Source organism: Nocardia sp. CC227C (assembly GCF_030767025.1).
Classification (GTDB): domain Bacteria; phylum Actinomycetota; class Actinomycetes; order Mycobacteriales; family Mycobacteriaceae; genus Nocardia.
This window is the reverse complement of record NZ_JASITE010000026.1, coordinates 56,049-78,905: the sequence shown is the minus strand read 5'-3', so window position 1 is coordinate 78,905 and position 22,857 is coordinate 56,049. Positions and strand designations below refer to the sequence as shown.

Sequence of the window (22,857 nt, the reverse complement as noted above, 5' to 3'; positions counted from 1 at the left end):
CAACCGCGGATCACCCTGGACAGCACCGATAGCGTGAATTCGATTGGGTCGCACCTTTGTTCGGCCCCGATAAACGCATTCGGCGCGCCCCACCTGACCAGTTAGGCGCGCCGTACGCGTCGTACGCGATATCGCGTACGCAGCCGGGTAACCATTCCGACCCCGGCCCGCAAATTGTAACGCCCGGAGGGCGATTCACCAATGATGATCACCCACTCTTCACCCAGCCGTGCGATGGGCGCCTCGGATCGACCAGGTGTCGCATGAGCTGGCAGGCAAGCGAATGGGCCGCGCAAAGGGTCTACACCGACGGCACCTCGAAATGCGTTCTGCTCGTCATGGCCGAAGCCGCCGATGAGCGCGGCTGCGGCGTGTGGCTGTCGCAGACCACGATCGCGGAACGGACGGGATTCACCGACCGCACCGTCCGCACCGCCCTCGGCAAGCTCGAAGCCCAAGGGCTCATCCGGTTGGGCAACGCGGCTCTGGTCGGGCATCTTCCGCCCAGCCAGCAGCCGACCGTATGGAACCTGAACTTGCGTGTCGTCCACGACGCGCCACCCGCCAAGAAGAAGTCCACACGGGCGAAGAAACCCCCGGAAACTCCTTCCAGCACACCCCCGGAAACAAATTCCACCCCCGGAAACTCTTTCCACGACCCCCGGAAGCTCTTTCCTGCACCCCCGGAAACTCCTTCCGCGACCCCCGGAAAGAGCTTCCGACAAACCGCCCATGAACCGCCATATGAACCGCCAGTAGAACCACACGCGCACACACGCGAGGACAACCCGGCGGCACCCAGCCACCCCGAAACCCTCGACGACCACATCGACGCGCTCTGCGAAAAACTCCGAAGCCGAGTCGAAGCCAACAACCTCACCCCCGACCCGCCACACATCACCCGCGGCTGGCGCAACGCCGCCCGCGCGCTCCTGCAACTCGACAACCGCGAGTTCCAGAAAGTCACGAACCTCATCGACTGGTGCCAAGACCACCACTTCTGGCGCACCGTCGTCCACGACATGCCCAGCTTCCACCGCCACTACAAGCGCATCCACCAACAAGCCGTCAACGACTGGCGCACCAAGAAAGCCGAAGCCCACGCCGACATCCCCCTCGCCGACCGACGCTTCCGCGACCTCATCGAACAAGGCCAACGCCTCCAACGACTCGCCGCCACCCAAAACCCGGCGTCCTCACCAGAACTCGCCAACACCGGATTCTTCGCACCCCTGCGCGAACTCGAAGCCAACCCGCCCGACATCTGGGAGATCCCCGCAGCATGAGCACCCAGTACTACATCAACACCGCCACCACCATCTTCGCCTACATCCGCGGCCGAATCCTCTGGTTCCCAGTCCCCGGCGACACCACCATCCTCGCCTGGGCCGCCGACTTCGAAGAATCCCGACTCACCCACGAAGACCTCCTCGACGGCGCCCGCCACGCCTACCGCACCAGCGACAGCGACTTCCGGCCCACACCCATCAGCATCATCCGCGCCGCCCGCGAAGCCCGCAGCAAGAAACTCGCCGACCTGCCCAAAGCGCAACGCGACCTCATGAACGAAGCCAACTACCTGCTCCAAGACATGGACTTCACCCCCAACCAGGCCGCCCGCATCGCCCAAGCATGGACCCTCGACCAAGGATCACCCATCGCGATGTCACCCGAGCAGTACAACGAGTTCCTGCGCCGCATGGAAGCGAAGAAGCAAGACCTCGCCGCCCGACAGCCCCGCGAACTCGAATCCATCTGGAACGTCCTGCGCACCTGGGACCCCACCACCGAGGAAGGGCGCCAACCGCGCCGCGCCTTCCATCGCCCGTCCCAGCACGACGAGGACGTCGCAGCATGAACCGCGCCGACACCGCCCAGATCCTCGCCTACATCGCCGAATACGACCACCGCGCCATCGACGCCGACACCATCACCCACTGGCACGACCGCATCGGCCACCTCGACACCGCAGTAGCGCGAGAAGCCATCGCCATCCACCACAAGCTCAACCCATGGAAATGCACCCCCGAATCCGTGCTCGACATCGCCAACCAAATCCCCACCCGCACAACCACACAACACCCCATGCGACGAGCACGCACCGGCGCCTACACCGTCACAGGCGCACTCAACGACCCCTGCACCGAATGCGGAGCACCCGCCGGCGAATTCTGCACCGACCGCGACGGCCAGCAGAAAGCCGCACCACACATCAGCCGACTCCTCGGCCGACCCATCGCCCACCCACCCCACCGACGCAACGGCCGGAGAACCGCATGAACAACCCTAAACGGACCACGGTCCGGATAGCTGCGACGCAGTCCGGCCCGACCCTCTGTGTATTTGCTGGCGGTGTCGCCGTTCGCGGGATGCCCGTAGTGGTGGCTGGTTTGGTCGCTGAGCGTCGTTTGCTGGGTTTGCGAGGGTTGGTATCGGTTCGACGGTTTCGAACGCTTGTGCGGGCGTCTGGCGTCAGGGGTGTCGGATGGTAACCACGGCGGTTGTCGTGTGCGGGTGCGGCAAGACCGCTACACCTCCCCGGCGGGGTATGTGCAAGGCATGCTACGAGAAGCGCAGGATTCGGCAGACCGCGTACGGACGGTGGGCGCCGGATCGGGTGGACGCCGGACCGGTGCGGGCTCATGTCGAGGAGTTGATCGCGGCGGGCATGAGTCGTCGGCAGATCTGCGCGGCGGCGGGCCTGGACCGAAAGGCGCTCGTGGTGATAATGCGAGGGAAGCCAAGCCGCGAACCGGCCGCTTTCGTGACCAGGGCGACCGCGGACGCGTTCATGGCGGTGCTACTCCCGGCGGTTCGGTACGAGGCTATGGCACCCCATGCGCTCGTTCCGGCGATCGGGGCGCAGCGGCGTCTTCGTGCGCTGGTGTCTGCGGGCTGGACGATGACGTTTCTGGCGGGGGAGTTGGGGCTAGCAGTCAAGAACTTCTCCACGATGCTGCACCATCAGGAGCAGGTGACGGCGCGTCGGCATCGGCAGGTGTGCGTCTTGTTCGCGCGGTTGCAGATGCAGCCGGGTCCGTCCAGACGAGCGCGGGACTATGGTCGAAAGCGTCGGTGGCCGTTGCCGTTTCAGTGGGACGAGGGGGTTCTGGACGATCCAGCCGCTGCACCATCGAGCAAGGCCCGACGCGAGTCCTACAAACCTCGCTCGTCCGCCGCGTGACCTCTGCGGGAGTTGTCTACGAGTGTCATAGAGTTTTCCCGTCGGCGATCGGGACGGGTCCAATTCGATGGAGGTAGCTCAGTGGATGCACGGCGAGTTAGCAACGGGTCGGGCTCATCGGGTGATCCGCGCACAGAATCGGCTGACGTCGAAATCGCCATGGGCTATCGCGCTGAGCTGGAAAGACTGGAGAAGAAGCGAGACGACCTTAGGGACAAGCTGATTCAGCTCGAGGCTCGAAGCGCGCGCGATGAGGCATTAGCGCTCATCAAGCAGACGAAGCGGTCGCGGCGGGTAGCAGTCGCTATCGCCGTGGTCGGCGTAAGCGTAGCCGCCGCAGTGTCGTGGGCAACGTCATGGCACCTTGGACCGTGGTTCGCCGCCGGTATCGGACTTGTTGGGGTGTACAACTGGCTGAGGGCGGGCGAGCTGATCGACCGCGGTGAACTTGTCGTTGCGCGAGCTGAAGTCCATGCAGCTCTCGGGGACATCCACGGGCCGAATGATCTTCTTGGCCTGATGAAGCTGAACCGTCGGCAAATGGACGCCTACGATGTTTCAGCAAGGCGGCAGGGCAGCGCCTCTCACTGGGCGAGCATCGCCGCAATGGCAGTCGGGCTCGGGGTGATCGGTGTCGGGCTCTGGATTGCCGTGACCGCTGAGCAGGATGCAGCGAAGTACGCTGCGGCACTAATCGCCGCAGCAGGAATTGCGACTGGCGGCTACATTGCACAGACCTTCATCCGTGTGCACTCAACGACACAGGAGCAGGTGCGCTTCTACTTCGAGCAGCCGCTCGTCCAGAGCTACATGCTGATGGCAGAACGGTTCATAGCCCAGATGCCGGAATCCGAGCGCCCGGCGCAGTTCGCTAAACTCGTCGATTCGGCAGTCGCACAGGCGGCGATGGTGCCCCAACATCGCATCGGCGTGCAGCCGATTCAGGAGCCGCCCGCTGCGACACCGCCTGAGGCAACTGCCGAACCCGCGTCCTAGTCGGAGGTACGCTTGTTGCCAGGTAGCGATTTCCCAGCAACGAGACGGAGTGGTCATGGCAGGGAAGTTCGAGATCTTCAGCGACGCCGCCAACAAATACCGGTGGCGACTCAAAGCAGGCAACGGCGAAGTCATCGCCCAAAGCCAAGCCTATGCCAGCAAAGACGCCGCCAAGAAAGGCATCGCGTCCGTGCAAACCAACGCCGCGGGCGCCACCATCGTCGACCTCGCCGACGCCACCACCTAACCCGACCGTCTGTATCGCCGATGCGGCAACAGCATCGGCGATACGATCGTGCCCGGCCTCCCTTTCGGTGGTCGATGTTCGGGCCGGCGGGGTCTCTCACATGCGGGCTTCGGCCTCGCCCCGCCGGCCAGTTCTCACCGCGGCGGGAACTCCACCCCATCGACGGTCTTGTCGACCCGCAGCCCCCGCCAGCTCGGATGCCGCAGGCTGCCGCCCGTGAACTCTCGATACTCCACCGTGCCCACCAGCCGCGGCGTGACCCAGCGTGCCAGCGAGGCAACCGGACGCGGGATCGGTCCCGTAACCGGTGCCTGGCTGACGGCGAGTTCGTCGAGGTGCAGGCGCAGAGACCGTCGGACCGCGTCGGTGAACCCCGTCCCGACAGCGCCGATGAACACCAGGTCACCAGTCTCGTCGCGGCCCGCCAGCAGCAGGGAACCGAACGTGCCCGCGACCCTGCCCGAGCCGGGGAGCCATCCGATGACGACGGCGTCGACTTCATGCCGCAGCACCGTCTTGATCCACGCGCGCGACCGCCCCGGCGTGTAGGCGGAATCGAGGCGTTTGGACACGATCCCTTCGAGGCCGTGCTCCGCGCTCACCTGCAATAACTGTCGGGCTGGCATGTCGTGCCAGTAGGGCGGGGTGTGGAGTGGGGGAGTGTCGAGTTTGAGATGGTCGAGTAGTTCCCGACGCTCACGGTAGGGGAGCGCGGTGGTGGGTTCCCCGTCGACGGCCAGGACGTCGAAGACGAACAACTGGACCGGGACGGTGCGTACGAGTTCCGTGCTCGGGTTGGCGATGTGCAGACGTTGCTGAAGTAGCCCGAACGAGGGTGCGCCGGAGGGGAGTTGGGCGACGATTTCGCCGTCGATGGTCATGTCACGTCCACGGCACTGCTCCGTCAGGGCGCCGACGATCTCGGGGTAGGCGCTGGTGTGGTCGCGCTGGTTGCGGCTGTAGAGGCGGGGCGTGCCGTTGTGGATGGTGGCGATGATGCGGGCGCCGTCCCATTTCATTTCGATGGCCCAGCCGGGGTTGTCGGGTGGTTGGCCGGCGGTGGCGAGCATGGGGGTGGGCGGCGGCATGCGGTGAGCGTATGGGTGGGTGTGGGGTGTTGATCTACCGAAAACGTTACGACCGGTCTGCTTTTTCATCGTGGGCAGCACACGCACCGCAACAACACGGCAACCCCGCCAGGCGCACCCGCATCACCAGCCACCGAAACCGCCTTTGACACCGCCTCGAGAATCAACACAGGCGCGCGAGCAAACGACTCGCCGCGAACGGAGACCACACCATGCCAGGCGGCTTCTACCTCACCCTCGGACTGCTCGGAGCCCTCGTGTTCGTCACCCTCTTCGCCCCCACCGTCGAAGCTCGACGCTGGGCCGCACGCACCACCGCGGGCGGCATCCTCCCTGTAGCCGAGCTGATCGCATGACCGTCCCCGCCGACGTCCGAGACATGCTCGCGGTCGCACTGACCAAGCACTCGCTGTTCAAATCGCATCACGGGGGCTTCTTCTGCACGTCCTGCATCGACCACCCCGGTGTCGGCAACCTCCAGGAGTTCGACGATTTCGATGACTGGGTGAAGCACACCGCGGTCGCGGTACTCGCGGACACGGTTCTCGTGGACGCGATCTGCGAATACCGGGCACATCAACTCAACGACACCACCGAAGCAGGATCGCATGGCTGACCAGCTACTGCCTGAACTCGACGACGCAGCCCTCACCGCTGCCGACATGGCGTTCATCGACTCGCCCGCTACCGACACCGCGGGCCGTGTCCGCGACGCGATCCGCGCCTACCTGTACATGATCGAGAACGCCGAACGGCACGAAGTACGTCGCTTCGGCGCCGACGAACCCGTACGCGAACACACCCACTACCCGCGCTGGCCGGAGGTGCGGAAAGCGTTGGGATGGAACGAATGACGATCGCAGTGTTCATCAATGCCCGGCTCACCGAGCGGGAACAGCTCGCGCGCGACGCAACCGAACTCCCAGCCGTCACACCGAAGTACCCGGCGAAGAAGCCGCCATGGGAGCCGGAGCAGTGGCGGGTCGACAGCTTCGGGGACGTGGTGACAGTCAACGGCGCATCGAATCCGCTGCACGCCGACTGCGGTGGCGGCCCGCGCAGCGAGGCAGTCGCGCAGCTGATCGCAGCGAACGACCCGGCGGCGGTACTGCGGGAGGTTGCCTTCCAGCGTGGCGTACTCGGATCGCATGCGTCATTCGACGGGCAGTGGTGCAATCGGTGTTCGCCGATGGAGCATTACCCGTGCCCGGAGTTACGGGGCCTCGCCGCGATCTGGCGCGAGCACGCCGACTACCGGCCGGAGTGGGCTAATGATCGTTCAGCGACTGCGTCGAACTCTGGGGGATGAGACTGAGCTGGATTTCTGAGAGTCGCCATTTCGACCAGGCCCGCGATCTATGCTCCCTAGCTATGAACCCGGCGACGATCAGAATCTGCGAGAACGGCCACACCGGACACTACCCACCCGACCTTGAAGACCTGGCGCATGAGCGAGGCATCGACATCGGCTTCTGTACCCAGTGTGCCTGCGGGGTAGTCGCTTTCGCGATCATTTGGGGAGATGGTCTTCGGCTTATGGAACGCGGCGATTTCGATCTGTTCGAGAACTTCGAAGCCAGCGGATGGCCGGAGATCGAGTTCCATGACCCGAACGGGACCTTCTACTGTCGCGAAGTGCCGCCGCTCGGCTACCGCCAATTCGCAACGGCGCGACAGACGAAAGCGCTGAGAATGCAATGAATGACGCACATGCGCGACGAACCGAGTACAACTGGGACCGCGCGATCGGCGACGACTACGAGATACTGCCCGACGGGCGCATCCCAGTATGGGTGATGGGCGTCGTCGGCGACCAGGCCCGCGCGGTCACACCGTGGAACCGGCACGACAACCCAGCCATGCTCTCCGCCACCGAGATCGCCCGCGACTGCGAACTCCCCAATCCCGGCGAAGTCGTCGGCCGCGAATTCACCGCGGACGGCGACGAGAACAGCCTCCGGAACTTCCGGCTCGTACACGACCCGCGGCTGTAGGTAACCCTGCCCGAATGACACGCTCAACTTATGCTGGCCGACTGAACGATTCGGTCATCGGCTACTGTGCTGTGAGACCGGATGAGTATGTTTTCCCTCACCCATGCCCAGCGATTCCCATCTGGTTGCGAGTTCGATTGGCCCATAGGTGGCGGTCACGATCTCGGCCCAGTCGGTAACAGGCGCAACACCCCATCGGATTTGTTGGCCGTCCTCGTAGTCGATTTCGTCGTCGACTCTGGTTGTGTACCACTGATCGCGGAAACGAACCGCGACGAACGTGTACACGCGCCGCGTCTCCTCCCAGCCAAACTGGGCGGAATGTTGAACGGAGAATCGGACTACCGAAGCCTCAGGAGGTTCAGGTGGAACCGATTCCCCGGCTCGTCCTTTGATGAATTCGGTTGCCACGCTGTGACTCTAGTCAATTGCTAGTGGAACCCGCTCGGATACCGCGAGGATCGAGATTTTTCCTTTGACCAGCCCGACACAATAGGTGTGTGAGTGAATCCGGCAGCCGCGACATAGTCGACGAAATCGACGCGCTCGTCGACTGGCAGCTCGCCAAATACGAGCAGCGCAGCGGCTACGACCACAATGTGAACCAGGCGAAATGCCCACACGCATGGTGCGACGCCGACTTCCACGGGCTCCCGATCACCACACGCATGCGGTTGATGCGCCGCAGCGGCCGGATGGACCCCGAATACCGGTACGACCAAGACAACTCGCGCATCATCTGCCCAGGCTCCACATTCGACGGCGAATTCGAACCACCTGCGGCAGCCGCCGACGACTACCTTCGCGTAGCCCACGGGCTGCTCGACAACATGGCGGCGGTCGCCGGCCTGCCGCCCCTCAGCCACTATGACGTGTCGAGCAATGAACGGCGCCTGGCCGCACTCGATGACTCACCTGGCCCGCGCTGGTGGCGCTGCGACGACGTCCGGCGACGACGCATCGACTTGCGCGACAGCAGCTCCTACGACACTCGATGGTCAGATAGCCCGCTGGCTGGCCTGCCCTTCCGGCGCCGCGACGTCTTGTACATCGACGGCCGGGAGATCCCGTTGCTCGTCGATCGGACCGTCAACATGAGCGCCCGCATAGGGTTCAGCGACAACGGCGCCCGCTGGATGGAAGTCCATTGCGAGGAACGGCCACCCGGCGACGGCTGGTACCTCCGCGACGATTCAGCGATCCTCAGCCTGCACGAGTTGCAGCAGTTGCAGAACCTGCGTGTCTCCGTGGCCGTGGCGAATGGGGTTACCGTCGAACAACAAGACCTAGACCCCCACCACCTCGATTACTTCCGCAGTCAGGTGCGCGAGTGGCGGCCTGAAATCGGGGTGTCGAGCGCCGACATTCTGGTTCGCAGGGTCGGTCGCTCCCGAGACCTCGGCCAGCCTGCGACACGCTTCGAACTGCGATGGCAACAGCCGAACTCCGACACAATCGAGTTCCGAGGCGGACCCGCGCACGGGCAGACACGACACGGTATCGACATTGCTCGATTCGACGAGATCCGTGTCCCGCAGCCTGCTCGGCTCTCCTTCCGCGACTTCGATGGGCCGGTCACACCCACTGTCGACACCGTCGAGTACGTGCGGTCAGGATGGAACACGGTCACCAATGCGTGGGTGTTCGAACCGAAAGACGCGCATCGCAATGGGGGAGTGCCAGGCTGGGCGGTGCCGACCGTCGGCTGGACGCACGGCGTGTGCTCGTACTGCGAGCAGCACACGCGCGTGAACTTCCACTCCCTGTGCTGGCGCTGCCAACACGAGTTGCGCGCCGAATGGGACACCGCGGCCGACTCCGTCCGCCACATCATCATCGCCAGCCGCGACGCGGACGCTCGACGGTACGCGCGCCGCCACAGCATCACGCACCCGATCATCGTTGACCTGGACGACCCCGTCCCGGATGCCGTCTTGCGCGGCATCGGAAGTCTCGACGGCTACCGAGTGCAAGATATCGCTGGCGGACTCGTCCCGCCACATGTCTTGGAACGCCTGCGGATGCTCGCCCAGCTCGCAGGTCGACCACTCGAGTCGTTCTACACCTCAACAACATCAGAGGAAGCCGCATGAGCGATGTCATCAACCACCCTGTCCACTACACGCAGTCACGGTTCACGTGCGAATGCATCGACATCACAAGGCATCTCACCTTCAACGCCGGCAACGCGTTCAAGTACGTGTGGCGGCATCAGGAGAAGAACGGTGTCGAAGACCTTCGCAAAGCCGCTGTATACCTACGGTGGGCGAGCGACGACTACGCGGCGTTGTCCCGCCGGGCGGTCCTGGAAGGGGTCGACGGGCTCGTACTCACCCTGATGCGCGAGTACGTAGTCCCGTTCGCGGCTGGCCCGTACGCGGCGCTGATCGACATCGTCAACTCGAACTTCGCCGCCGCGCTGAACCGCGTCGAATCCGCAATCCGAGCCTACGAGGCCGCCGCATGACCGATTGGGTTGATGACCTGCCCGGCGAAGCGCCCACGCTCGCGGAACCCGTACGGCAGCCGCGCCGTTTCGTCCGGGTCGATGAGAAGGTCTGCGACGAATGCGGTACGCAAGTCGCGGACCCGCGGAAGCATGAAGCGTTCCACCAGACGCTCGACTCGTTCGCGACCGACGTCCATGAAGTGCTCGACACCATCGTGAAGGCGACCTCGCAGCGAGCCCGTTTCCGGACGGCGGCGGCCGATTCGACCGCCGCCACCTGGCAAGCACCGCCGGAAAGGTGAGCCGGCGAACCGCGCAGCCTGGTTTGCGTCCGGAGCTGCAAAGGACGCCGCACTCACCTACATCGTGACCCGAGTGAACAGGGCACGATAACCCATTCGGCCAGGGTGTCGTAGGAGCGATGCCCTGGCCTCCATCACTTCCTTGCAACCGAGAGTGCAACTCTCGGTTCGGTCAGAGCGACGTAGGAGCGGTGGATGCCACCGCTGACCCGCCTAGCGCTGCTCTGACCACGAAGAGTGTACGTCTCGAGATCGGGGCAGCGGGACGGAACCGGAGACAACAATGACAACAGGGAGACGACGCGGCATGAGCCGGGTATCGGTCACCGTCCACATCGACGGCGCCAGCCATCGACGAGCACTCGACCTGACCCTCAGCGACGACTGGCATATCGGCAACCCCCGATTCATCCCGCACGAATTCGCCGACCTCGCCGCACTACTCGCCAACAAGATCGAAGAACACCTCGCCGCCGAATATGGCGACGTCCGAGAGCGGAACACATGACCGGGATCTGGTTCACCTCCGACCTGCACGTCGGCGGCCACACCAAAGTCGCTGAAATTCGCGGTTTCACCAGCACCGACGAGCACGACACCGAACTCGCCCGATGCTGGGACGCCGTCATCCGCCCGCACGACCAGGTGTGGGTGCTCGGTGACGTCACCGGCCGCCGCGGCACTGAACCCGCCGGACTCGAATGGATCGCCAACCGGCCCGACACCAAACACCTGATCGCCGGCAACCACGACCCCGTCCACGGCATGCACACCAGCGCGCACAAGGCGATGCGCGCCTACCTCGACGTGTTCGCCACCGTCATGCAGACCGCGACCCGCAAAATCGGTGGCGCCCGCGTCCTGCTGTCCCACTTCCCATACGCGAACGACCCCGACGGCGACCACACCGAAGTGCTGCGGCACAACGAATGGCGCCCCAACGATGTCGGCGGCTGGCTCCTTCACGGACACACCCACTCACCCATACGGCAGCGCGGGCGACAGCTGCACGTCGGAGTCGACGCCCACGACCTAGCGCCCGTAGCGCTGGCGTGGGTGGAGGAACGCATCGCCGCGGGCGTGCCGACAGCTCTGACCGCCCCGATGCACGTGCAGCGGACCGGCCGCAAGATCACCGTGGAGGCACTGGAGGCGATGCGGGACAGGGGCAACTACCCGCCGAAGACGATGGAGGCGGTGAGGGAGCGCATGCGGCAATGACGTTCAGGAAACCGGCCAGTTCCGGCCCGCACGGAAACTATCCATTGCCCGAACACCTCGGAGGACCCGTGACCGACCTCCCCGCATGGTTTGCACGCCACCTATGTGCGGTCGGTGTCGAGAGCTGTGGACTTGATCAACGAGATCTGGTGTGACCGGCGGACTGTCAGCCCCCTTCCTGCACGTGCTACTCGCTGGATGCTGACATCCGTTCGGCGTTGCGGGTGAGCTCAAGGAAGATGTCTCTCGCCCGCTTGAACAGATCGGGATCGGTCTCAGCAATCACCCACAGCGATTGCGCTGGCGTCTGCCTTACTCCTGCGGAAGCAAGCTGCCCGACGCGTTGGAAAGTTGTGCCGACCAGTTGTGCGATCTCACGCATGGGAACGTTCTCGGCTGTGAGTTCAGCTGTCAGTGCTTGTGTTTCCTGGCGGACATCGTCCTCAAGCTGCTCGATGAGTTTCCGTGCCGCTTTGATGAAGCTGGATCGCTCCTGAAGATTGCGCACTTCACCGAAATCATCTATGACCACCTCGATTTCGACTGTGGAGGGCGCTACGTCGAGGGTGACAGAGATGTAGTCGCGTGCTTCTTCTTCCACGTCGGAGAGCTTGCGCGCCTGTGTGAGTGCGTCTTCGCCCAGCGCGGGGATTGTGACCGCCCACCAGCGGCCGTCACGGCCGGTGACGTGTGCTTCGTACTTCACAGCTGCTCCTCCTGATCGCACGAACAATCCTCGATAGCCTTGTCCACGTTGCGTACCACACCCGCGCTTATGGCTCCGTGCCCGACGGGGATGGTCACAGGGTGCTTGCCGCTAGGGCAACTCCAGACCACATGGCTTCCCTTGCCGTTCCTCTTGAAGGACCATCCCGCTTTGGAGAGGGTTCGGAGGACGACCCGGGAGGGTTGTTCGGTGACCATAGCATAAGTCTAACGCCTAGACGGAATCAAGTCAAATCGCTAGACAAATCGCACGGGAAGCGTGCATTGCCGATTGGCGGGCTGAGTGCTGCCAGGTGGCGCTACTCGTTGAGCGCCCAGCCCCAGTGTTCGCGGTTGTACGCCTCGATCTTCGCCTGACACTCCGGGCACAACATCCACCGATCAGCGTCCAGCTTGCCGCCGCACTTGGTGCATAGTCTCGCGTCATCATCAGCCACAGCGTGATAGTAGCCAGCGAAGGTGACACGTCACCGAAGGCGCTCAACCAGCGGACGACCGCATGTCCGCACGATGTCCACGATGACGCCCCTGCCGCGGGCGCCCGCGATCAGCGACAATAGGAACCGGCCGGGAACATGCTCCCCGTCAGGCTTTGCCGACGGTGTTCCCGGGACCCGCATCGAGGCCGGATGTGCGACGCGCCGACGTCAGGCTTTGCCGACGCCGGACACCCTTCATACACGCCAGCGCACCCGCAAGATGGTGCGTTCTACGGGTGCGCGTCAAGCATCGAGGAGCACACGATGAGCAAAGGCACTCCCATGGACCGCGAAGCGGCCGACCGCATCAACGCCGCGGCCGAACGAGACCCGGAATCCGACACCGCGACGAGCGGGTTCGCTGACCGTGCGGACGCGGCAGCCGACCGCAACGACACCGACGATGACGACTAGATAGATCGCGCTGGTGGGTGGCAGGTCTACGTTCCTGCCGCCCACTCGCGGTGCGTGATGGCCCGCGGCGGAACCCGGTCCGGCGGCCACACGTCCTAGACGATATGGACCAGCACCGGCGTCGCGAGCTTCGCGAAATGGGTTACGACCCAGACGATCAGAGCGTCCAGTTGGATCTGGCGTGGATCAGCTACCTGCTGTGGCGGGAGATCACCAACCGCGGCGGAGACCCCAGAATGCTCCGAAGACGCCGACCTGGGCCTGAACAGCCCAAACGGCAGTAGGACTCGCAATGGCCCTGTTCACCTACGACCAGCATGGCAACTACTGGACGGTGAACCAGGCCGCCATCGAGATCGGTCAGCGCAAGGAGCAGGATGAAGCGCGCGAGCGACGGGAACACTACAAGCAGGTTCGAGATGCAGCCTACGAATATCACGCTGCCCGCCGGGCCGCACGCAGAGCCGAACGTAGAGCACGACGGGGACAGCCGCGAAACCGAAGCTGGACCGTGCCGAGGGACTCGCTGCGAGTTCGCCCGCTGCTCTCCGTGCTGGCGGTAGCGTTCCTGCTCTTTGCCGTGGTGCTGGCCCGCTCACTATCCGTCATCGATCAAACCGAATTGATGACGCTTCGACTCGTAGTGGGGACCGTAGGGTGCGCCCTCACCGCTGGCGCCGGATGGTGGGTATGGAGGAGACAATCGACGGCAGGCGGCAGGGGACCGAGGATGCTAGAGCATCATCTATGGAATTGCGACAGTAGGCACTGGCCGTCCCGCTAGCTCCGCAACGCATTCGCCACGACGAGCACTCCTCCGAGCAGAAGCAGCACCGCTGAGCCGCCGACCAGCCATAGTAGAACGCCCCACTCCGCAAGCCACTTGCGAATGTTGGGTCGTGGCCGGAGATACCAAACGGCCGCCAGGATCGCGGTCACTGCCAGTGCGCCCCAGATAGGCGCGAGGCCGTCCCACGTGGGGGCCAGCTCACGGCAGAGTTGATTTCCCGTTCGCTCGCTAGTGCGGCACTCCTGCTCTGGGATGTATGCCTCGCCAATCAGGGTGGTGATGCCTGCGGCGAGCAGAAGAAGAGCTACGAGCCCGCCGCCGATCATCCCGAACCTCTCCGGATTGACGTCCACGTGTCGTTTCAAATCGGATCGATGCGGAGAGGCCGTACCACTCTGGTGTTGCCCTTTCAACGGGAGACTTCCCCAGGCGAGATACGCGAGCCATGGGACCTCGAAAACGATGCCGGTTACGACTGTCGGTGTGGATCTGGGAGGAGCGTTGAAGCCTTCGCTCGCGACCCAGCTTCCGAGCAGGTACGGCCAGATGAACGGAAGCAGGATCAGTAACCCGACCGTCAGCATGTAGAACCACGCGATGAGCAGGGCAAGTCCACGTTCCATCCGGGAGACGCTAGCGCAAAAGCGCTGTGCGCCAGAGGGTTCGGTGGCTACTGGGTGGGTTCATCACTCCGAGGGCTTCATCTTGTAAGGTTTGATCGTCAACCACGCTGATGCGATCAGCACGGTCCGACTACCCCCGAACGAGCCCCGCGCCGACGCAGAGACCGGCACGGGGCTCGATTGGCGTTAACTGCCGCCCTGAGCCGCCTGCCGCTTCTCGGCACGATCCAGCATCCGCATCAAAAGGCTCGCTAGCGCCAGCATCTCGCGCGCCTCATCCTCCGGAGTCTCCAAGGGGGCACCATGGCCGCGGGGATTCCGTAGTCCCTGCGATGCGCCCATGAACAGAAACTTGAAGCCCTCCAACTCGTCGCTACGTTGACTTCCTGCGGCCTTGTCGGACGTCGTATCGAGTTGCGGCCTCTGCTCGTTGAACACCGACGTCATCAGCGGCTTCCCGCTCTGTTTGCTGCCAGTCAGCGACTGGACACGATGCTCGACTGCCTTGAATGCTTCGAAGACCGCCGCATCGTGGTGCGCCTGCGCAAACTTCGACCCACTGACGGCCGAGACGCTGGGATGCAGGCCAGGGATGTCGACCTTCTGCGGCTTCCTGGTGGCCCTTTTCGGATCGACGACTTCATAGCGTGCTGATGTGTGGTCGAGCGCTCCTGCGCCGATGATTCCTTGGTTCGGATCCTGCATGACGTCGACCGACAGCAGCTCGATCGTGCGAGCCTTCCCGTTCGGGAGCTGCCAATATAGCTGGTCTCCAACCTCGACATCGGCATCGACGGCGAAGGTTACGAGCCCGTCAGAGAGGTCGCAGCCCTCGATCTGGAACTCCACGACGTTTCCGTCGTCTTCAATGCGCCGCAACGTCATGGTCTTGGTAGCAATATTCATGCCACGAAACATCCGATCGAGTCCTTCTACTTCGCGGGCTATTACCCCGCCACGCTACTCGAGGGCTCCGGCACAAACTGGCAACACACCTCCGACGGCGTAACGAATTTCGGTCCAACCTGATAACTGAGACGAAGCCCCGACATGGAATCCCCTGTGCGCCGCGGCTTCGCGTACCCGGTGACATCAGCAACCCTGCGGCGCATACTTGACCGAGAAGCCCCAGCGATCCCCCTTCATGCTGGGGCTTCGCCACGACGCGAACGACTACGCCGCAGCTGCGATCGACGCACCAAACGCTCCGATCGCCTCGAAATCGTCGCCATCCAGCCCAACCGCAGGATCGACGAAGCGCAGCAATGCCGCCGCAGGATGATGGCGTTCCACATACCGTCGGTCCCGCTCCGTGATGTCGTCGTCGACCCACACGAACGGGCGGCCCGCGGCATGCTCAACGAGTTCCGCGGTCTTGAAGAAAGTTCCGTCCGGGCCGAACCGCTCCGTCGTCTGCCACTCCACGACCGGCAGTTCGGGTAGCCCGATGTTCGGGCCGATGTAGGTGTTCGCGTCATGCTCCCACGTCGTCGCCCACACCAGGTCGAACCGGTCGGCCAGCGTCAGCAACGCTGGGCCGTGCGTCGGATTCAGCCACACCCGCAGCGGCTTCACCCGACCCATGCCCTCACGCTGCGCGATCCACGACGGTGGCAGCATACGATGTGTCTCATAGCCTTCCGGGCGCCGATTGGGGTTCGCCGCGTACGGGTTCAGCGGGCCATCAACGTCGAGGTACAGCAGAGGACGGCTAGCCATCGGTGCCGCCGACCTCGAAGAACGGTGCGTACAGGGCCATCTCCTCAGGACGGGACCAGCCGCCATTCGTGCGTATCCACGTCAGACCGTCTTCGGTGTAGCCGTGCCGCTTCGTCCAGATGTCGCCGTCGCGATCGGACACGACCGTGCCGACTGGTGCGCGCTGCAAAGCCAGCACCCATTCCGTTGTCGTCGTTGGCGTGACGACCATGGTCAACGGCAGGTATCTATTCATCTCGCTTCCGTCGTTTCTGCTCGAAGTTTTTGCCCGCCAGCCCTTCACACGCCCGGCAGTATCGTTCGCCGAGAGTGGTTGTGCCCCACTGTTCGAGCGTTGCCGGACTGCTCATCGTCAACGCTCCACACAACGCGACCAGGTCGCCGCTGTCGCTGAGGTGATACGTCCACGTGCTGTGCCGCGACTCGACCACTTGCAGGTCAGCCATCACGCTTCTCCTGATCCTGCTCGTGTTTCGGTTTCCGCTGGTACTGCTTCCCGGACGGGATCGGCTGCGCCGCAGTCGACTTCCGCAGTTCATGGCGGCGCCGCCACGCAGCCAAGTCCGGGCGGTCAGGCTTGTCTCTGGGTTTCATCGGTCGGCCAGTAGATGCCGTTGGCGAAGTCGAGGAAATCGTCCAACCTGGCTTGCGCCTGCGCGATCTCTGCCGTGAGCCGTTCCCCGACCGCCAGCTCCTTCGTCTCTGCGAGGCATTCCTTGAGCCAGCCGATCCGGGAAGACTGCTCTGCGACGAACTCTGCGGGAGTCATACGGTCTTGATCCACACGCGAGCGAAGTCGGCCAGGTCATACAGTTCGTTCAAGTGGTAGTCGAAGCAGCGGGTGTCATCGGCCTCCGACAGACCCTCCACGACTTCGTTCAACGGGTCGCCGTAGTCGCGGCCGTCGCGCGCGTACCAGCGCGACGCCTTGACCTTGGCGACGACCGCGTCTCGAATCTCTTCGAACGACATGTCGCCGTGGTGGAAGACATCCGAGACGTCGATGGTCTCTTCCCAGATCGGGCGGCCCTGGCGGCGGCGATCCGCGGCGAGCTGGTGTGTCGCCACGATGTGGTCGATAGTGCAGGGCATGAGGTGATCCTTCCTGCTTTGGGCGGGTAGGGGAGCGGTGAATCGGGGAAGCGGTCGTCGTGGAATGTCCCTCACCCGTAAGGGTCCACGCGTGCTGTGTCGTCGACTGCGCCGATCCGGTCCAGGATCGCGACTACATCCGTGAGGTGGGTCGGCTGCTCGGCGGCCAGCGCGGCGAAGAACTCCGGGACTTCAGTGAACGCCCGATAGGCGTCGTCGAACATCCGCAGCACCGTCGTCCGGCGTGTGTTCAGTCGGCCATCTTCGATGCTGAACTCCCAGTGCACGCCGCCGCCTTGAGCGGATGAATGCACGTAGACGGCGTCGGGCATGTCGCTGCCGTTCTGCTTCAGCGCGGGCGCGTACCAGGCTTCGTGCCGAAGGGTGTAAGTGAGGGTGGCGTCGTCGGCCAGCGTGGGCATGTCTCGGTCCTTCCGAGTGTCGGTTTGGGGTGGGCCGGTTCGGCGCTGGGACCTCGTTGTCCCGCTCGGCACGCCGTTGTGCCGTGAACCGGCCCACGATCTAGCGGTCAACACCACGCCCGGAATTGCCGGGCACGACGCAAACGGCTAGAGGTAGTAGCGGGCTTTGGTGACGGCGCGCTCGTAGCTGGCGTTCTCCCAGATGCGGATGACGGTTTCCTGCCGCCCCGACCGGTGAGTGACTACGCGCTCATGCACCTTGTGCACGAATCCTTGCCGCGTCAGCAGCGCGTCGGCCTCGTCGTGAGTCATCCGTCGTCCACGCCGCTGTTCCGGCAGGGTGACTATCACGTCGCGGTTGGTGTCCATCCGACTCTCCGTAGTGGTCAGCGGTCGCTGCATCCGCAGCGGCAGCGGGGCGGTTCGAAGTTCGCGGGCACGCACGGGGCGCGGTAGACGTCGTGGTGCGCGCAGTCCTCGCAGCGGTTCAGGAGACGCCGGACGACTTTCACCTCGCGGGCGAGGATCCGTCGAGCCGTGGCCCAGTCGGCCGGGATGCGGCTGATGGGCTCCGTGCAGCAACCGCAGATCATCGACGTCACCAGGTCGCTCATCGGAATCTCCTGTGCTGATTGCGGTCTGGTAGGGGAGTGCCGAATCCCGCGGGGGCGCTCGGCTGGTCAGCCCTCGGGAAGGTGGTCGATGTCGCACACGCCGCCGTGCCAGTCGACGTACCGGCGGGCGGCGAGGATGGCGCTCACCTTGCGGGGCGTGGCGGGCGCGAGGAGTTCGTCGCTCTCGTCGAGCGCGTAGTACAGGCGACCGTCAGGCGTGTCCCAGGCTTCGACCGTGGCCCACCCGTGTTCCGTGGCGTAGGCGTCGGTGATGCGGACGGCGTCCATCTCGAAGCCGCGGGGGACCGCGTGCTGGATCGTGTTGAACATCCGAGTCATCTCCTCGCCTGGGGTGGTTGACGCGTTCTACACTACATCTAGTGGTGATTTGAATCAACACCTTTGACTGAAGGGTGCTGTGCGGATTCTTGTGGCTATTAGCTGCTTAAATCGGACATTCTGCGATGGTGTAACGATTGGATCACGCCGGATTCAAACCCTCTTGTGGTGATCGCGATCAACACTATAGAGTCAAGTCATCAAGACCGGCTGGCACCGGTTCAACCCGAAAGCGAACCTTCATGAAGAACCCCGGATACGACGCCCTCTACGAGGCGCGCTGCGACGCCATCGACGCCGGACAGCCCCTCTGCGGACACGACGAATGCGCCACCGCCGCGTGCGAATTCACCTACACCCACACCGATTTCGACCTGGAGACCGCCGCATGAGCACCAACGACACCCTCACCGTGCGCCGCCTCCTCGAAATCCCGGAGTGGATGCCGAACTTCACCGGCAACGTCGACCGTGACGCCCACCAGTTCCGCGGCACCGCATGCGACGAATGCGACCAGCCCGCCGCCGTCTACATCGAGTACACCGTCGACGAACCGGGGGAGGGATGGGTCGCGACCGACACCAGCTTGTGCGGCGACTGCGCCACCGACGGAGTCCGCGCGATCCTCGACCGCGCCGACCGGTCCACCGACCACGACACCACCGTCACCATCAACTACTGGTGGAGCATCTACGCCGCCCCGACCGCGAAGGCGGCGGCATGAACATCAACATCGCACGCGACCTGCTCGGTGTGCCCGACGATCCGAAGTTCTCTGTCGAAATCGACTGGGACGACGCCATATTCGCGGAGTCTGTATGCTGCCACATCGGCGACGCGCACGCGGCCTCTGTGCACATCGACTGGTGGAGCATCGACTACGACCGCGACACCGACGCGCCCCGATGGGGTGGGCTCGATCAGGCGGCGTTCTGTTGGGAACACGCCCGCGAAGCGATTACTGAGATATCGGACGAGTCGGCATGGGTCGACTGGGAGGACGGCGGTAAACCGTTCGACGTCGACGACACCGAACCGATGGTGAAAGTTGTCGTCCACGGCGCTGCCCTGCGAGCACGAATCCAGGTGCCCGCATGATCACCCGCGAGGACGGTGTCGACCAGGTCGTCTACTACGGTGCCGCGCCCGTCGTCGACCCACACGGCTACACCATCGAAATCGGCGACCCCATCATCGAACGCCGCTTCGGCCGACGCGTCCGCGACATCTGCCAAGTCCGGGTAGCGACCGACGCGAGGGGCCGCGCCGCGAAACTCCGCGTCGACCTCCCCGCGACCGGCGTCCGCGAAGTCGTCGCACGCCTCATCGAATGGGAAGCCGACCACGACCCAACGTTCCTGCGCACCCTCACCCTCCGGTTCATCGAGTGGCTGCGTCGCAACGACCCCACCTACTTCCAGGGCCTCACCGCCTACATGCAGTCCTGCCTCAACGAAGGAACACGCCGATGAGACTCCCCTCCGACTGGACCGCTGAACGTGCCCCCGGCTGGTTCGAAGTTCATCACCTCACGCACGAACCGTGCGGCTTCACCACCGGCATGGCCTACGACCTGTGGGGCACCGGACCGTTCGGTGAATCGGCCGCCCGCGCCGTCGTCTACGGCCACACCTGCGATAGCGAGGACTGAGCGATGACCGAGAACGCCTCGCAGGCAACGCGCTACGCGATCCGGCTGCCCAACGGGAAGCTGTGCGACTACATACCGTGCCGCGAACCCATGTACGGCACACTCGAAACCCTGCCCGACGGCACCAATGCCTACCTGTGGACCGCCCAAGACGACGCCTACGCACAGATCAACACCATCGCGTTCGACCTGCGTGACTACGGGCTACGGGACGTATTCCCGACGCTGGCGAAAGTCGTCGAAGTCCGGATCAGTTGCGAACTGACGGACCTCGCCGACGACGGCATCGCGGACGTGCCGGTCGTAGAAGCCGACGTCGCGGGCGTGACAGAACCACGCACTTGGAGCAGCGTTGCCGATATCCCGGTCGGCGCCCGATTCCATGGCGCGTTGTCGATGGGCGCCTACGAACGTCGCGAGAACGACTGCCTTCACCTGGACAGCGGCTTCATGTACCGGCTCAACAGCTTCGGTGCCGCATTGCACGGCTTCGTAGAGGTTCTGCCCGAGGAGCCTCAGCCGCGCACCTGGCAGTCGGCGGCTGATATCCCGGAAGGCGTTCAGTTTCAGGCCGTTCCGTGCGAAGGCTACGTCTGGATTCGGAGGGGCGCGAACGCTTCCCCGATCGACAACGACAACTGGTGGGCGTCAACGCGGGACCTGGACAACGACCACCCGCACGGCTTCGTTGAGGTGCTGTCGTGAGCGCGCGGTGCTGGGACTACGCCAGCGAAGTGCCGAACGGCATCCGGTTCCGGCAGGGCGGGCGCACGTCCGACGCGACGTTCATTCGGTTCGCCGCAGACTGCGTCGTCGACGACTACCCCGACAACCCCGCCATCTACACCACCAGCGAAGTCGACCGCTACTGGCGCAACGAACACGGCTGGGTGGAGGTGCACGATGCTGCCTGATCCGCTTGATCCGCTAGAGCCTTGGGCCGACATGAGCCCCGCCGAACGGCTCGAGCAGCTGCACCTCGAGACGTGGGAGAAGTACCAGATGCTGCGGCGACTCGTCGAGGAATATGCCCGCGCGCACGACAGCAAGCAGGTCGAACGCGACCTACTCGACATCACCGCGACCGTCGACCGGACCAACCCATAGACCTTCCCGACTGACCGCAGCGACCCAACAGTGCCCGCGCTGACGGCAGCGAGAAGGAGGGCGCGGCGGCCCGAGACCGGACACACCTCCCGGGCCGCCGCCCCTTCCAACCATCAGCACACACCGACCACCTGAAAGAAGGACAGCTCATGGGGATGAGCCTGAGCGCAGACGTCTTCTGGGGTTTCGACCTCGGATACGACGACGACATCGACGACGAAGCGATGCCGCAATGGTGGCAGAACGGCGAGGACTGGAAGGAAGTCCTCGCACGCAAACTCGGCTGGAACGAAGTGCCCTACCCGACCGGCGGATTCACGGGCGAGAACTACCGCAACTCGCCCGAGTACCAGGCGTGGTCTGCCAGCCGCGCCGAAATGCACGCGCTGGTCAAGGCATGCGGTGTGGAGATCGACGGCTACGGATACGAATACGGCGGAAACGCCGTGCGCGTCAAGGCGTCCGTTCAAGGCTGCGACTACGGCGCCGGGACTCTGATGCCCCTCGGGGTCAACGCGGATTGGGCCGACCAGATCGGCCGTTTCTGCGAGCTGCTGGAGATCCCGATCCCGGAGACCGGGCCTGGCTGGCATTTCTGCGCGACGTGGGCTTGACGCTCCCGTCAAGAAGACCCTTCAACACTGAAACCTGGTGACCCCCAATGGAACACAACATCCCCCTCATGGCCTGCATCCTCGACCAGATCACCCGCGAGCCCGACAGCCACGACCAATCCAAGTGGTGCAACTGCATCGCCGGCTGGGCAATCCGGTTCACCGGCGGCTACGCGTTCAAGCGGGAACCCGGCAGCCTCCGCGACGCGATCTACGTCGTCAACCTCTCCACCGGAGAAACCGAAGCCGTCGACGACGTCGCAGCACGCCTGCTCGGGCTGTGGGAAGAAGAAGCCGACGGACTGTTCGCCTCCACCAACACTGACGCCGCGGCCTGGCTGGAAGACATCATCGTCACCCACCAGACGAAAGTCCTCGACCAGCTCGCCCGACGTGTCGATGAGGCGGTCGCGGCATGAGCACCTATGGCGGATACACCCACCGCGACTACGAAGCCGTCGAAGTGTTCGCCGAACGGCTCCAGTACGCGCCCAAGAACGCGTACGAAGCCGAACTCGCCGACTACCTCCAGGCACTCAACGCGATCACAGCACGCCGGACCGAAGTCGAAGCACCGCGGCTCGCAGCCGAGAAGAAGCGGAAGGAGCTGAAGAAGGTGAGCCGGGCGATGCGGGCTGCCACGAAGATGCCGCGTCGCCGGGCGCCCCGTAAACGGAAGCCGTACAAGCGCCGCACCTACGCCAAAGCCGCCTAACCCTCAGGAGAGCCCACATGTACGAGACCTTCTTGGCCGCCGACAGCAATATCGAAGCCTTCGTGAGCCTC

General features: G+C 64.2%; 44 protein-coding genes. 28 read left to right on the top strand and 16 right to left on the bottom strand.

The window, feature by feature from the left end:
* Positions 1 to 263: 263 nt before the first annotated feature.
* The 5 genes from QMO76_RS33610 to QMO76_RS33590 all read left to right on the top strand — a co-directional run bounded on the left by QMO76_RS33610 (position 264) and on the right by QMO76_RS33590 (position 4,427).
* Positions 264 to 1,286, top strand: coding sequence for a helix-turn-helix domain-containing protein (locus tag QMO76_RS33610; protein ID WP_306365399.1), 1,023 nt, complete (start codon positions 264 to 266; stop codon positions 1,284 to 1,286).
* Entirely contained in the window at positions 1,283 to 1,858 is a 576-nt protein-coding gene (locus tag QMO76_RS33605) for a hypothetical protein (protein WP_306365398.1), read from the top strand. The genes QMO76_RS33610 and QMO76_RS33605 overlap by 4 nt, the downstream gene beginning before the upstream one ends.
* Positions 1,855 to 2,280 carry a hypothetical protein gene (locus QMO76_RS33600; protein ID WP_306365397.1) on the top strand — a complete coding sequence of 142 codons (426 nt, stop codon included), beginning with the start codon at positions 1,855 to 1,857 and terminating at the stop codon, positions 2,278 to 2,280. Before QMO76_RS33605 ends, QMO76_RS33600 begins: the two co-directional genes overlap by 4 nt.
* Before the next feature lie 1,063 nt (positions 2,281 to 3,343).
* Positions 3,344 to 4,180 (top strand): hypothetical protein, encoded by an 837-nt coding sequence (locus tag QMO76_RS33595; protein ID WP_306365396.1) that lies wholly within the window; start codon positions 3,344 to 3,346, stop codon positions 4,178 to 4,180.
* Between the two features lie 55 nt (positions 4,181 to 4,235).
* Positions 4,236 to 4,427 carry a DUF1508 domain-containing protein gene (locus QMO76_RS33590; RefSeq protein WP_029923942.1) on the top strand — a complete coding sequence of 64 codons (192 nt, stop codon included), beginning with the start codon at positions 4,236 to 4,238 and terminating at the stop codon, positions 4,425 to 4,427.
* Positions 4,428 to 4,561: 134 nt separating this feature from the next.
* Here the strand turns inward: QMO76_RS33590 and ligD are convergent, their stop codons facing one another.
* Entirely contained in the window at positions 4,562 to 5,515 is a 954-nt protein-coding gene (ligD, locus tag QMO76_RS33585) for a non-homologous end-joining DNA ligase (protein WP_306365395.1), read from the bottom strand.
* A 212-nt stretch (positions 5,516 to 5,727) separates the two neighbouring features.
* Here ligD and QMO76_RS33580 point away from each other — a divergent pair, with 212 nt between their 5' ends.
* The 6 genes from QMO76_RS33580 (at position 5,728) to QMO76_RS33555 (ending at position 7,509) form a co-directional block, all read left to right on the top strand.
* Positions 5,728 to 5,871: a hypothetical protein gene (locus QMO76_RS33580; RefSeq protein ID WP_306365394.1), complete on the top strand. Its 144-nt coding sequence runs from the start codon at positions 5,728 to 5,730 to the stop codon at positions 5,869 to 5,871.
* On the top strand, positions 5,868 to 6,131 hold the full coding sequence (locus tag QMO76_RS33575; protein WP_306365393.1) for a hypothetical protein: 264 nt from the start codon (positions 5,868 to 5,870) through the stop codon (positions 6,129 to 6,131). The genes QMO76_RS33580 and QMO76_RS33575 overlap by 4 nt, the downstream gene beginning before the upstream one ends.
* A complete protein-coding gene (locus tag QMO76_RS33570; protein WP_306365392.1) occupies positions 6,124 to 6,369 on the top strand; it encodes a hypothetical protein in 246 nt (81 codons plus the stop codon). The genes QMO76_RS33575 and QMO76_RS33570 overlap by 8 nt, the downstream gene beginning before the upstream one ends.
* Positions 6,366 to 6,824, top strand: coding sequence for a DUF6221 family protein (locus tag QMO76_RS33565; protein ID WP_306365391.1), 459 nt, complete (start codon positions 6,366 to 6,368; stop codon positions 6,822 to 6,824). Before QMO76_RS33570 ends, QMO76_RS33565 begins: the two co-directional genes overlap by 4 nt.
* A 62-nt stretch (positions 6,825 to 6,886) precedes the next feature.
* Positions 6,887 to 7,216 carry a hypothetical protein gene (locus tag QMO76_RS33560; RefSeq protein ID WP_306365390.1) on the top strand — a complete coding sequence of 110 codons (330 nt, stop codon included), beginning with the start codon at positions 6,887 to 6,889 and terminating at the stop codon, positions 7,214 to 7,216.
* A complete protein-coding gene (locus QMO76_RS33555) occupies positions 7,213 to 7,509 on the top strand; it encodes a hypothetical protein (RefSeq protein WP_306365389.1) in 297 nt (98 codons plus the stop codon). Before QMO76_RS33560 ends, QMO76_RS33555 begins: the two co-directional genes overlap by 4 nt.
* Before the next feature lie 54 nt (positions 7,510 to 7,563).
* On the opposite strand, the gene QMO76_RS33550 is transcribed toward QMO76_RS33555, so the two are convergent.
* On the bottom strand, positions 7,564 to 7,920 hold the full coding sequence (locus tag QMO76_RS33550) for a hypothetical protein (protein ID WP_306365388.1): 357 nt from the start codon (positions 7,918 to 7,920) through the stop codon (positions 7,564 to 7,566).
* Positions 7,921 to 8,009: 89 nt separating this feature from the next.
* Here QMO76_RS33550 and QMO76_RS33545 point away from each other — a divergent pair, with 89 nt between their 5' ends.
* The 5 genes from QMO76_RS33545 to QMO76_RS33525 all read left to right on the top strand — a co-directional run bounded on the left by QMO76_RS33545 (position 8,010) and on the right by QMO76_RS33525 (position 11,481).
* Positions 8,010 to 9,602, top strand: a complete 1,593-nt coding sequence (locus tag QMO76_RS33545) for a hypothetical protein (RefSeq protein WP_306365387.1) — start codon at positions 8,010 to 8,012, stop codon at positions 9,600 to 9,602.
* On the top strand, positions 9,599 to 9,976 hold the full coding sequence (locus QMO76_RS33540) for a DUF3310 domain-containing protein (RefSeq protein WP_306365386.1): 378 nt from the start codon (positions 9,599 to 9,601) through the stop codon (positions 9,974 to 9,976). Before QMO76_RS33545 ends, QMO76_RS33540 begins: the two co-directional genes overlap by 4 nt.
* Positions 9,973 to 10,260 (top strand): hypothetical protein, encoded by a 288-nt coding sequence (locus QMO76_RS33535; protein ID WP_306365385.1) that lies wholly within the window; start codon positions 9,973 to 9,975, stop codon positions 10,258 to 10,260. Before QMO76_RS33540 ends, QMO76_RS33535 begins: the two co-directional genes overlap by 4 nt.
* A gap of 307 nt (positions 10,261 to 10,567) precedes the next feature.
* A complete protein-coding gene (locus QMO76_RS33530) occupies positions 10,568 to 10,768 on the top strand; it encodes a hypothetical protein (protein WP_306365384.1) in 201 nt (66 codons plus the stop codon).
* On the top strand, positions 10,765 to 11,481 hold the full coding sequence (locus QMO76_RS33525) for a metallophosphoesterase family protein (protein WP_306365383.1): 717 nt from the start codon (positions 10,765 to 10,767) through the stop codon (positions 11,479 to 11,481). The genes QMO76_RS33530 and QMO76_RS33525 overlap by 4 nt, the downstream gene beginning before the upstream one ends.
* A 187-nt stretch (positions 11,482 to 11,668) precedes the next feature.
* Here the strand turns inward: QMO76_RS33525 and QMO76_RS33520 are convergent, their stop codons facing one another.
* From QMO76_RS33520 to QMO76_RS33510, 3 genes are all read right to left on the bottom strand, one after another.
* On the bottom strand, positions 11,669 to 12,187 hold the full coding sequence (locus QMO76_RS33520) for a hypothetical protein (RefSeq protein WP_306365382.1): 519 nt from the start codon (positions 12,185 to 12,187) through the stop codon (positions 11,669 to 11,671).
* Entirely contained in the window at positions 12,184 to 12,405 is a 222-nt protein-coding gene (locus tag QMO76_RS33515) for a type II toxin-antitoxin system HicA family toxin (protein WP_306365381.1), read from the bottom strand. Before QMO76_RS33515 ends, QMO76_RS33520 begins: the two co-directional genes overlap by 4 nt.
* A 101-nt stretch (positions 12,406 to 12,506) precedes the next feature.
* Positions 12,507 to 12,644, bottom strand: a complete 138-nt coding sequence (locus tag QMO76_RS33510) for a hypothetical protein (protein ID WP_306365380.1) — start codon at positions 12,642 to 12,644, stop codon at positions 12,507 to 12,509.
* A gap of 306 nt (positions 12,645 to 12,950) precedes the next feature.
* On the opposite strand from QMO76_RS33510, the gene QMO76_RS33505 reads away from it, so the two are divergent.
* Positions 12,951 to 13,100, top strand: a complete 150-nt coding sequence (locus QMO76_RS33505; protein WP_306365379.1) for a hypothetical protein — start codon at positions 12,951 to 12,953, stop codon at positions 13,098 to 13,100.
* Positions 13,101 to 13,880: 780 nt separating this feature from the next.
* Here the strand turns inward: QMO76_RS33505 and QMO76_RS33500 are convergent.
* The 11 genes from QMO76_RS33500 to QMO76_RS33450 all read right to left on the bottom strand — a co-directional run bounded on the left by QMO76_RS33500 (position 13,881) and on the right by QMO76_RS33450 (position 18,690).
* Positions 13,881 to 14,513, bottom strand: coding sequence for a hypothetical protein (locus QMO76_RS33500; protein WP_306365378.1), 633 nt, complete (start codon positions 14,511 to 14,513; stop codon positions 13,881 to 13,883).
* A gap of 186 nt (positions 14,514 to 14,699) precedes the next feature.
* Positions 14,700 to 15,419 (bottom strand): TIGR02391 family protein, encoded by a 720-nt coding sequence (locus QMO76_RS33495; protein ID WP_306365377.1) that lies wholly within the window; start codon positions 15,417 to 15,419, stop codon positions 14,700 to 14,702.
* 267 nt (positions 15,420 to 15,686) lie between these two features.
* Positions 15,687 to 16,232 (bottom strand): HAD domain-containing protein, encoded by a 546-nt coding sequence (locus QMO76_RS33490; protein ID WP_306365376.1) that lies wholly within the window; start codon positions 16,230 to 16,232, stop codon positions 15,687 to 15,689.
* Positions 16,225 to 16,467 (bottom strand): hypothetical protein, encoded by a 243-nt coding sequence (locus tag QMO76_RS33485; RefSeq protein WP_306365375.1) that lies wholly within the window; start codon positions 16,465 to 16,467, stop codon positions 16,225 to 16,227. The genes QMO76_RS33490 and QMO76_RS33485 overlap by 8 nt, the downstream gene beginning before the upstream one ends.
* The gene (locus QMO76_RS33480) at positions 16,460 to 16,678 is read right to left on the bottom strand and encodes a hypothetical protein (RefSeq protein WP_306365374.1); all 219 of its coding nucleotides are present in this window, start codon (positions 16,676 to 16,678) and stop codon (positions 16,460 to 16,462) included. Before QMO76_RS33480 ends, QMO76_RS33485 begins: the two co-directional genes overlap by 8 nt.
* Positions 16,679 to 16,803: 125 nt before the next feature.
* Positions 16,804 to 17,001 (bottom strand): hypothetical protein, encoded by a 198-nt coding sequence (locus QMO76_RS33475; RefSeq protein ID WP_306365373.1) that lies wholly within the window; start codon positions 16,999 to 17,001, stop codon positions 16,804 to 16,806.
* Positions 16,998 to 17,324, bottom strand: a complete 327-nt coding sequence (locus tag QMO76_RS33470; protein WP_306365372.1) for a hypothetical protein — start codon at positions 17,322 to 17,324, stop codon at positions 16,998 to 17,000. The genes QMO76_RS33475 and QMO76_RS33470 overlap by 4 nt, the downstream gene beginning before the upstream one ends.
* Before the next feature lie 71 nt (positions 17,325 to 17,395).
* The gene (locus QMO76_RS33465) at positions 17,396 to 17,746 is read right to left on the bottom strand and encodes a hypothetical protein (RefSeq protein WP_306365371.1); all 351 of its coding nucleotides are present in this window, start codon (positions 17,744 to 17,746) and stop codon (positions 17,396 to 17,398) included.
* A gap of 147 nt (positions 17,747 to 17,893) precedes the next feature.
* A complete protein-coding gene (locus tag QMO76_RS33460; RefSeq protein ID WP_306365370.1) occupies positions 17,894 to 18,115 on the bottom strand; it encodes a hypothetical protein in 222 nt (73 codons plus the stop codon).
* A 17-nt stretch (positions 18,116 to 18,132) separates the two neighbouring features.
* Entirely contained in the window at positions 18,133 to 18,360 is a 228-nt protein-coding gene (locus tag QMO76_RS33455; protein WP_306365369.1) for a hypothetical protein, read from the bottom strand.
* A gap of 66 nt (positions 18,361 to 18,426) precedes the next feature.
* Positions 18,427 to 18,690: a hypothetical protein gene (locus QMO76_RS33450; protein ID WP_306365368.1), complete on the bottom strand. Its 264-nt coding sequence runs from the start codon at positions 18,688 to 18,690 to the stop codon at positions 18,427 to 18,429.
* A 251-nt stretch (positions 18,691 to 18,941) separates the two neighbouring features.
* On the opposite strand from QMO76_RS33450, the gene QMO76_RS33445 reads away from it, so the two are divergent.
* From QMO76_RS33445 to QMO76_RS33395, 11 genes are all read left to right on the top strand, one after another.
* Positions 18,942 to 19,091, top strand: a complete 150-nt coding sequence (locus QMO76_RS33445; RefSeq protein WP_306365367.1) for a hypothetical protein — start codon at positions 18,942 to 18,944, stop codon at positions 19,089 to 19,091.
* Positions 19,088 to 19,423, top strand: a complete 336-nt coding sequence (locus tag QMO76_RS33440; protein ID WP_306365366.1) for a hypothetical protein — start codon at positions 19,088 to 19,090, stop codon at positions 19,421 to 19,423. Before QMO76_RS33445 ends, QMO76_RS33440 begins: the two co-directional genes overlap by 4 nt.
* The gene (locus tag QMO76_RS33435; protein ID WP_306365365.1) at positions 19,420 to 19,797 is read left to right on the top strand and encodes a hypothetical protein; all 378 of its coding nucleotides are present in this window, start codon (positions 19,420 to 19,422) and stop codon (positions 19,795 to 19,797) included. Before QMO76_RS33440 ends, QMO76_RS33435 begins: the two co-directional genes overlap by 4 nt.
* Positions 19,794 to 20,171: a hypothetical protein gene (locus tag QMO76_RS33430; RefSeq protein WP_306365364.1), complete on the top strand. Its 378-nt coding sequence runs from the start codon at positions 19,794 to 19,796 to the stop codon at positions 20,169 to 20,171. The genes QMO76_RS33435 and QMO76_RS33430 overlap by 4 nt, the downstream gene beginning before the upstream one ends.
* A complete protein-coding gene (locus tag QMO76_RS33425) occupies positions 20,168 to 20,350 on the top strand; it encodes a hypothetical protein (protein ID WP_306365363.1) in 183 nt (60 codons plus the stop codon). Before QMO76_RS33430 ends, QMO76_RS33425 begins: the two co-directional genes overlap by 4 nt.
* A gap of 3 nt (positions 20,351 to 20,353) precedes the next feature.
* Positions 20,354 to 21,055 carry a hypothetical protein gene (locus tag QMO76_RS33420; protein ID WP_306365362.1) on the top strand — a complete coding sequence of 234 codons (702 nt, stop codon included), beginning with the start codon at positions 20,354 to 20,356 and terminating at the stop codon, positions 21,053 to 21,055.
* On the top strand, positions 21,052 to 21,264 hold the full coding sequence (locus tag QMO76_RS33415; protein WP_306365361.1) for a hypothetical protein: 213 nt from the start codon (positions 21,052 to 21,054) through the stop codon (positions 21,262 to 21,264). The genes QMO76_RS33420 and QMO76_RS33415 overlap by 4 nt, the downstream gene beginning before the upstream one ends.
* 31 nt (positions 21,265 to 21,295) lie before the next feature.
* The gene (locus tag QMO76_RS33410) at positions 21,296 to 21,457 is read left to right on the top strand and encodes a hypothetical protein (protein WP_306365360.1); all 162 of its coding nucleotides are present in this window, start codon (positions 21,296 to 21,298) and stop codon (positions 21,455 to 21,457) included.
* 149 nt (positions 21,458 to 21,606) lie between these two features.
* Complete coding sequence (locus QMO76_RS33405; RefSeq protein ID WP_306365359.1) at positions 21,607 to 22,071, top strand: hypothetical protein; 465 nt, start codon at positions 21,607 to 21,609, stop codon at positions 22,069 to 22,071.
* A 47-nt stretch (positions 22,072 to 22,118) separates the two neighbouring features.
* Positions 22,119 to 22,490 carry a hypothetical protein gene (locus tag QMO76_RS33400; RefSeq protein ID WP_306365358.1) on the top strand — a complete coding sequence of 124 codons (372 nt, stop codon included), beginning with the start codon at positions 22,119 to 22,121 and terminating at the stop codon, positions 22,488 to 22,490.
* Entirely contained in the window at positions 22,487 to 22,786 is a 300-nt protein-coding gene (locus QMO76_RS33395; protein ID WP_306365357.1) for a hypothetical protein, read from the top strand. Before QMO76_RS33400 ends, QMO76_RS33395 begins: the two co-directional genes overlap by 4 nt.
* Positions 22,787 to 22,857 lie beyond the last annotated feature (71 nt).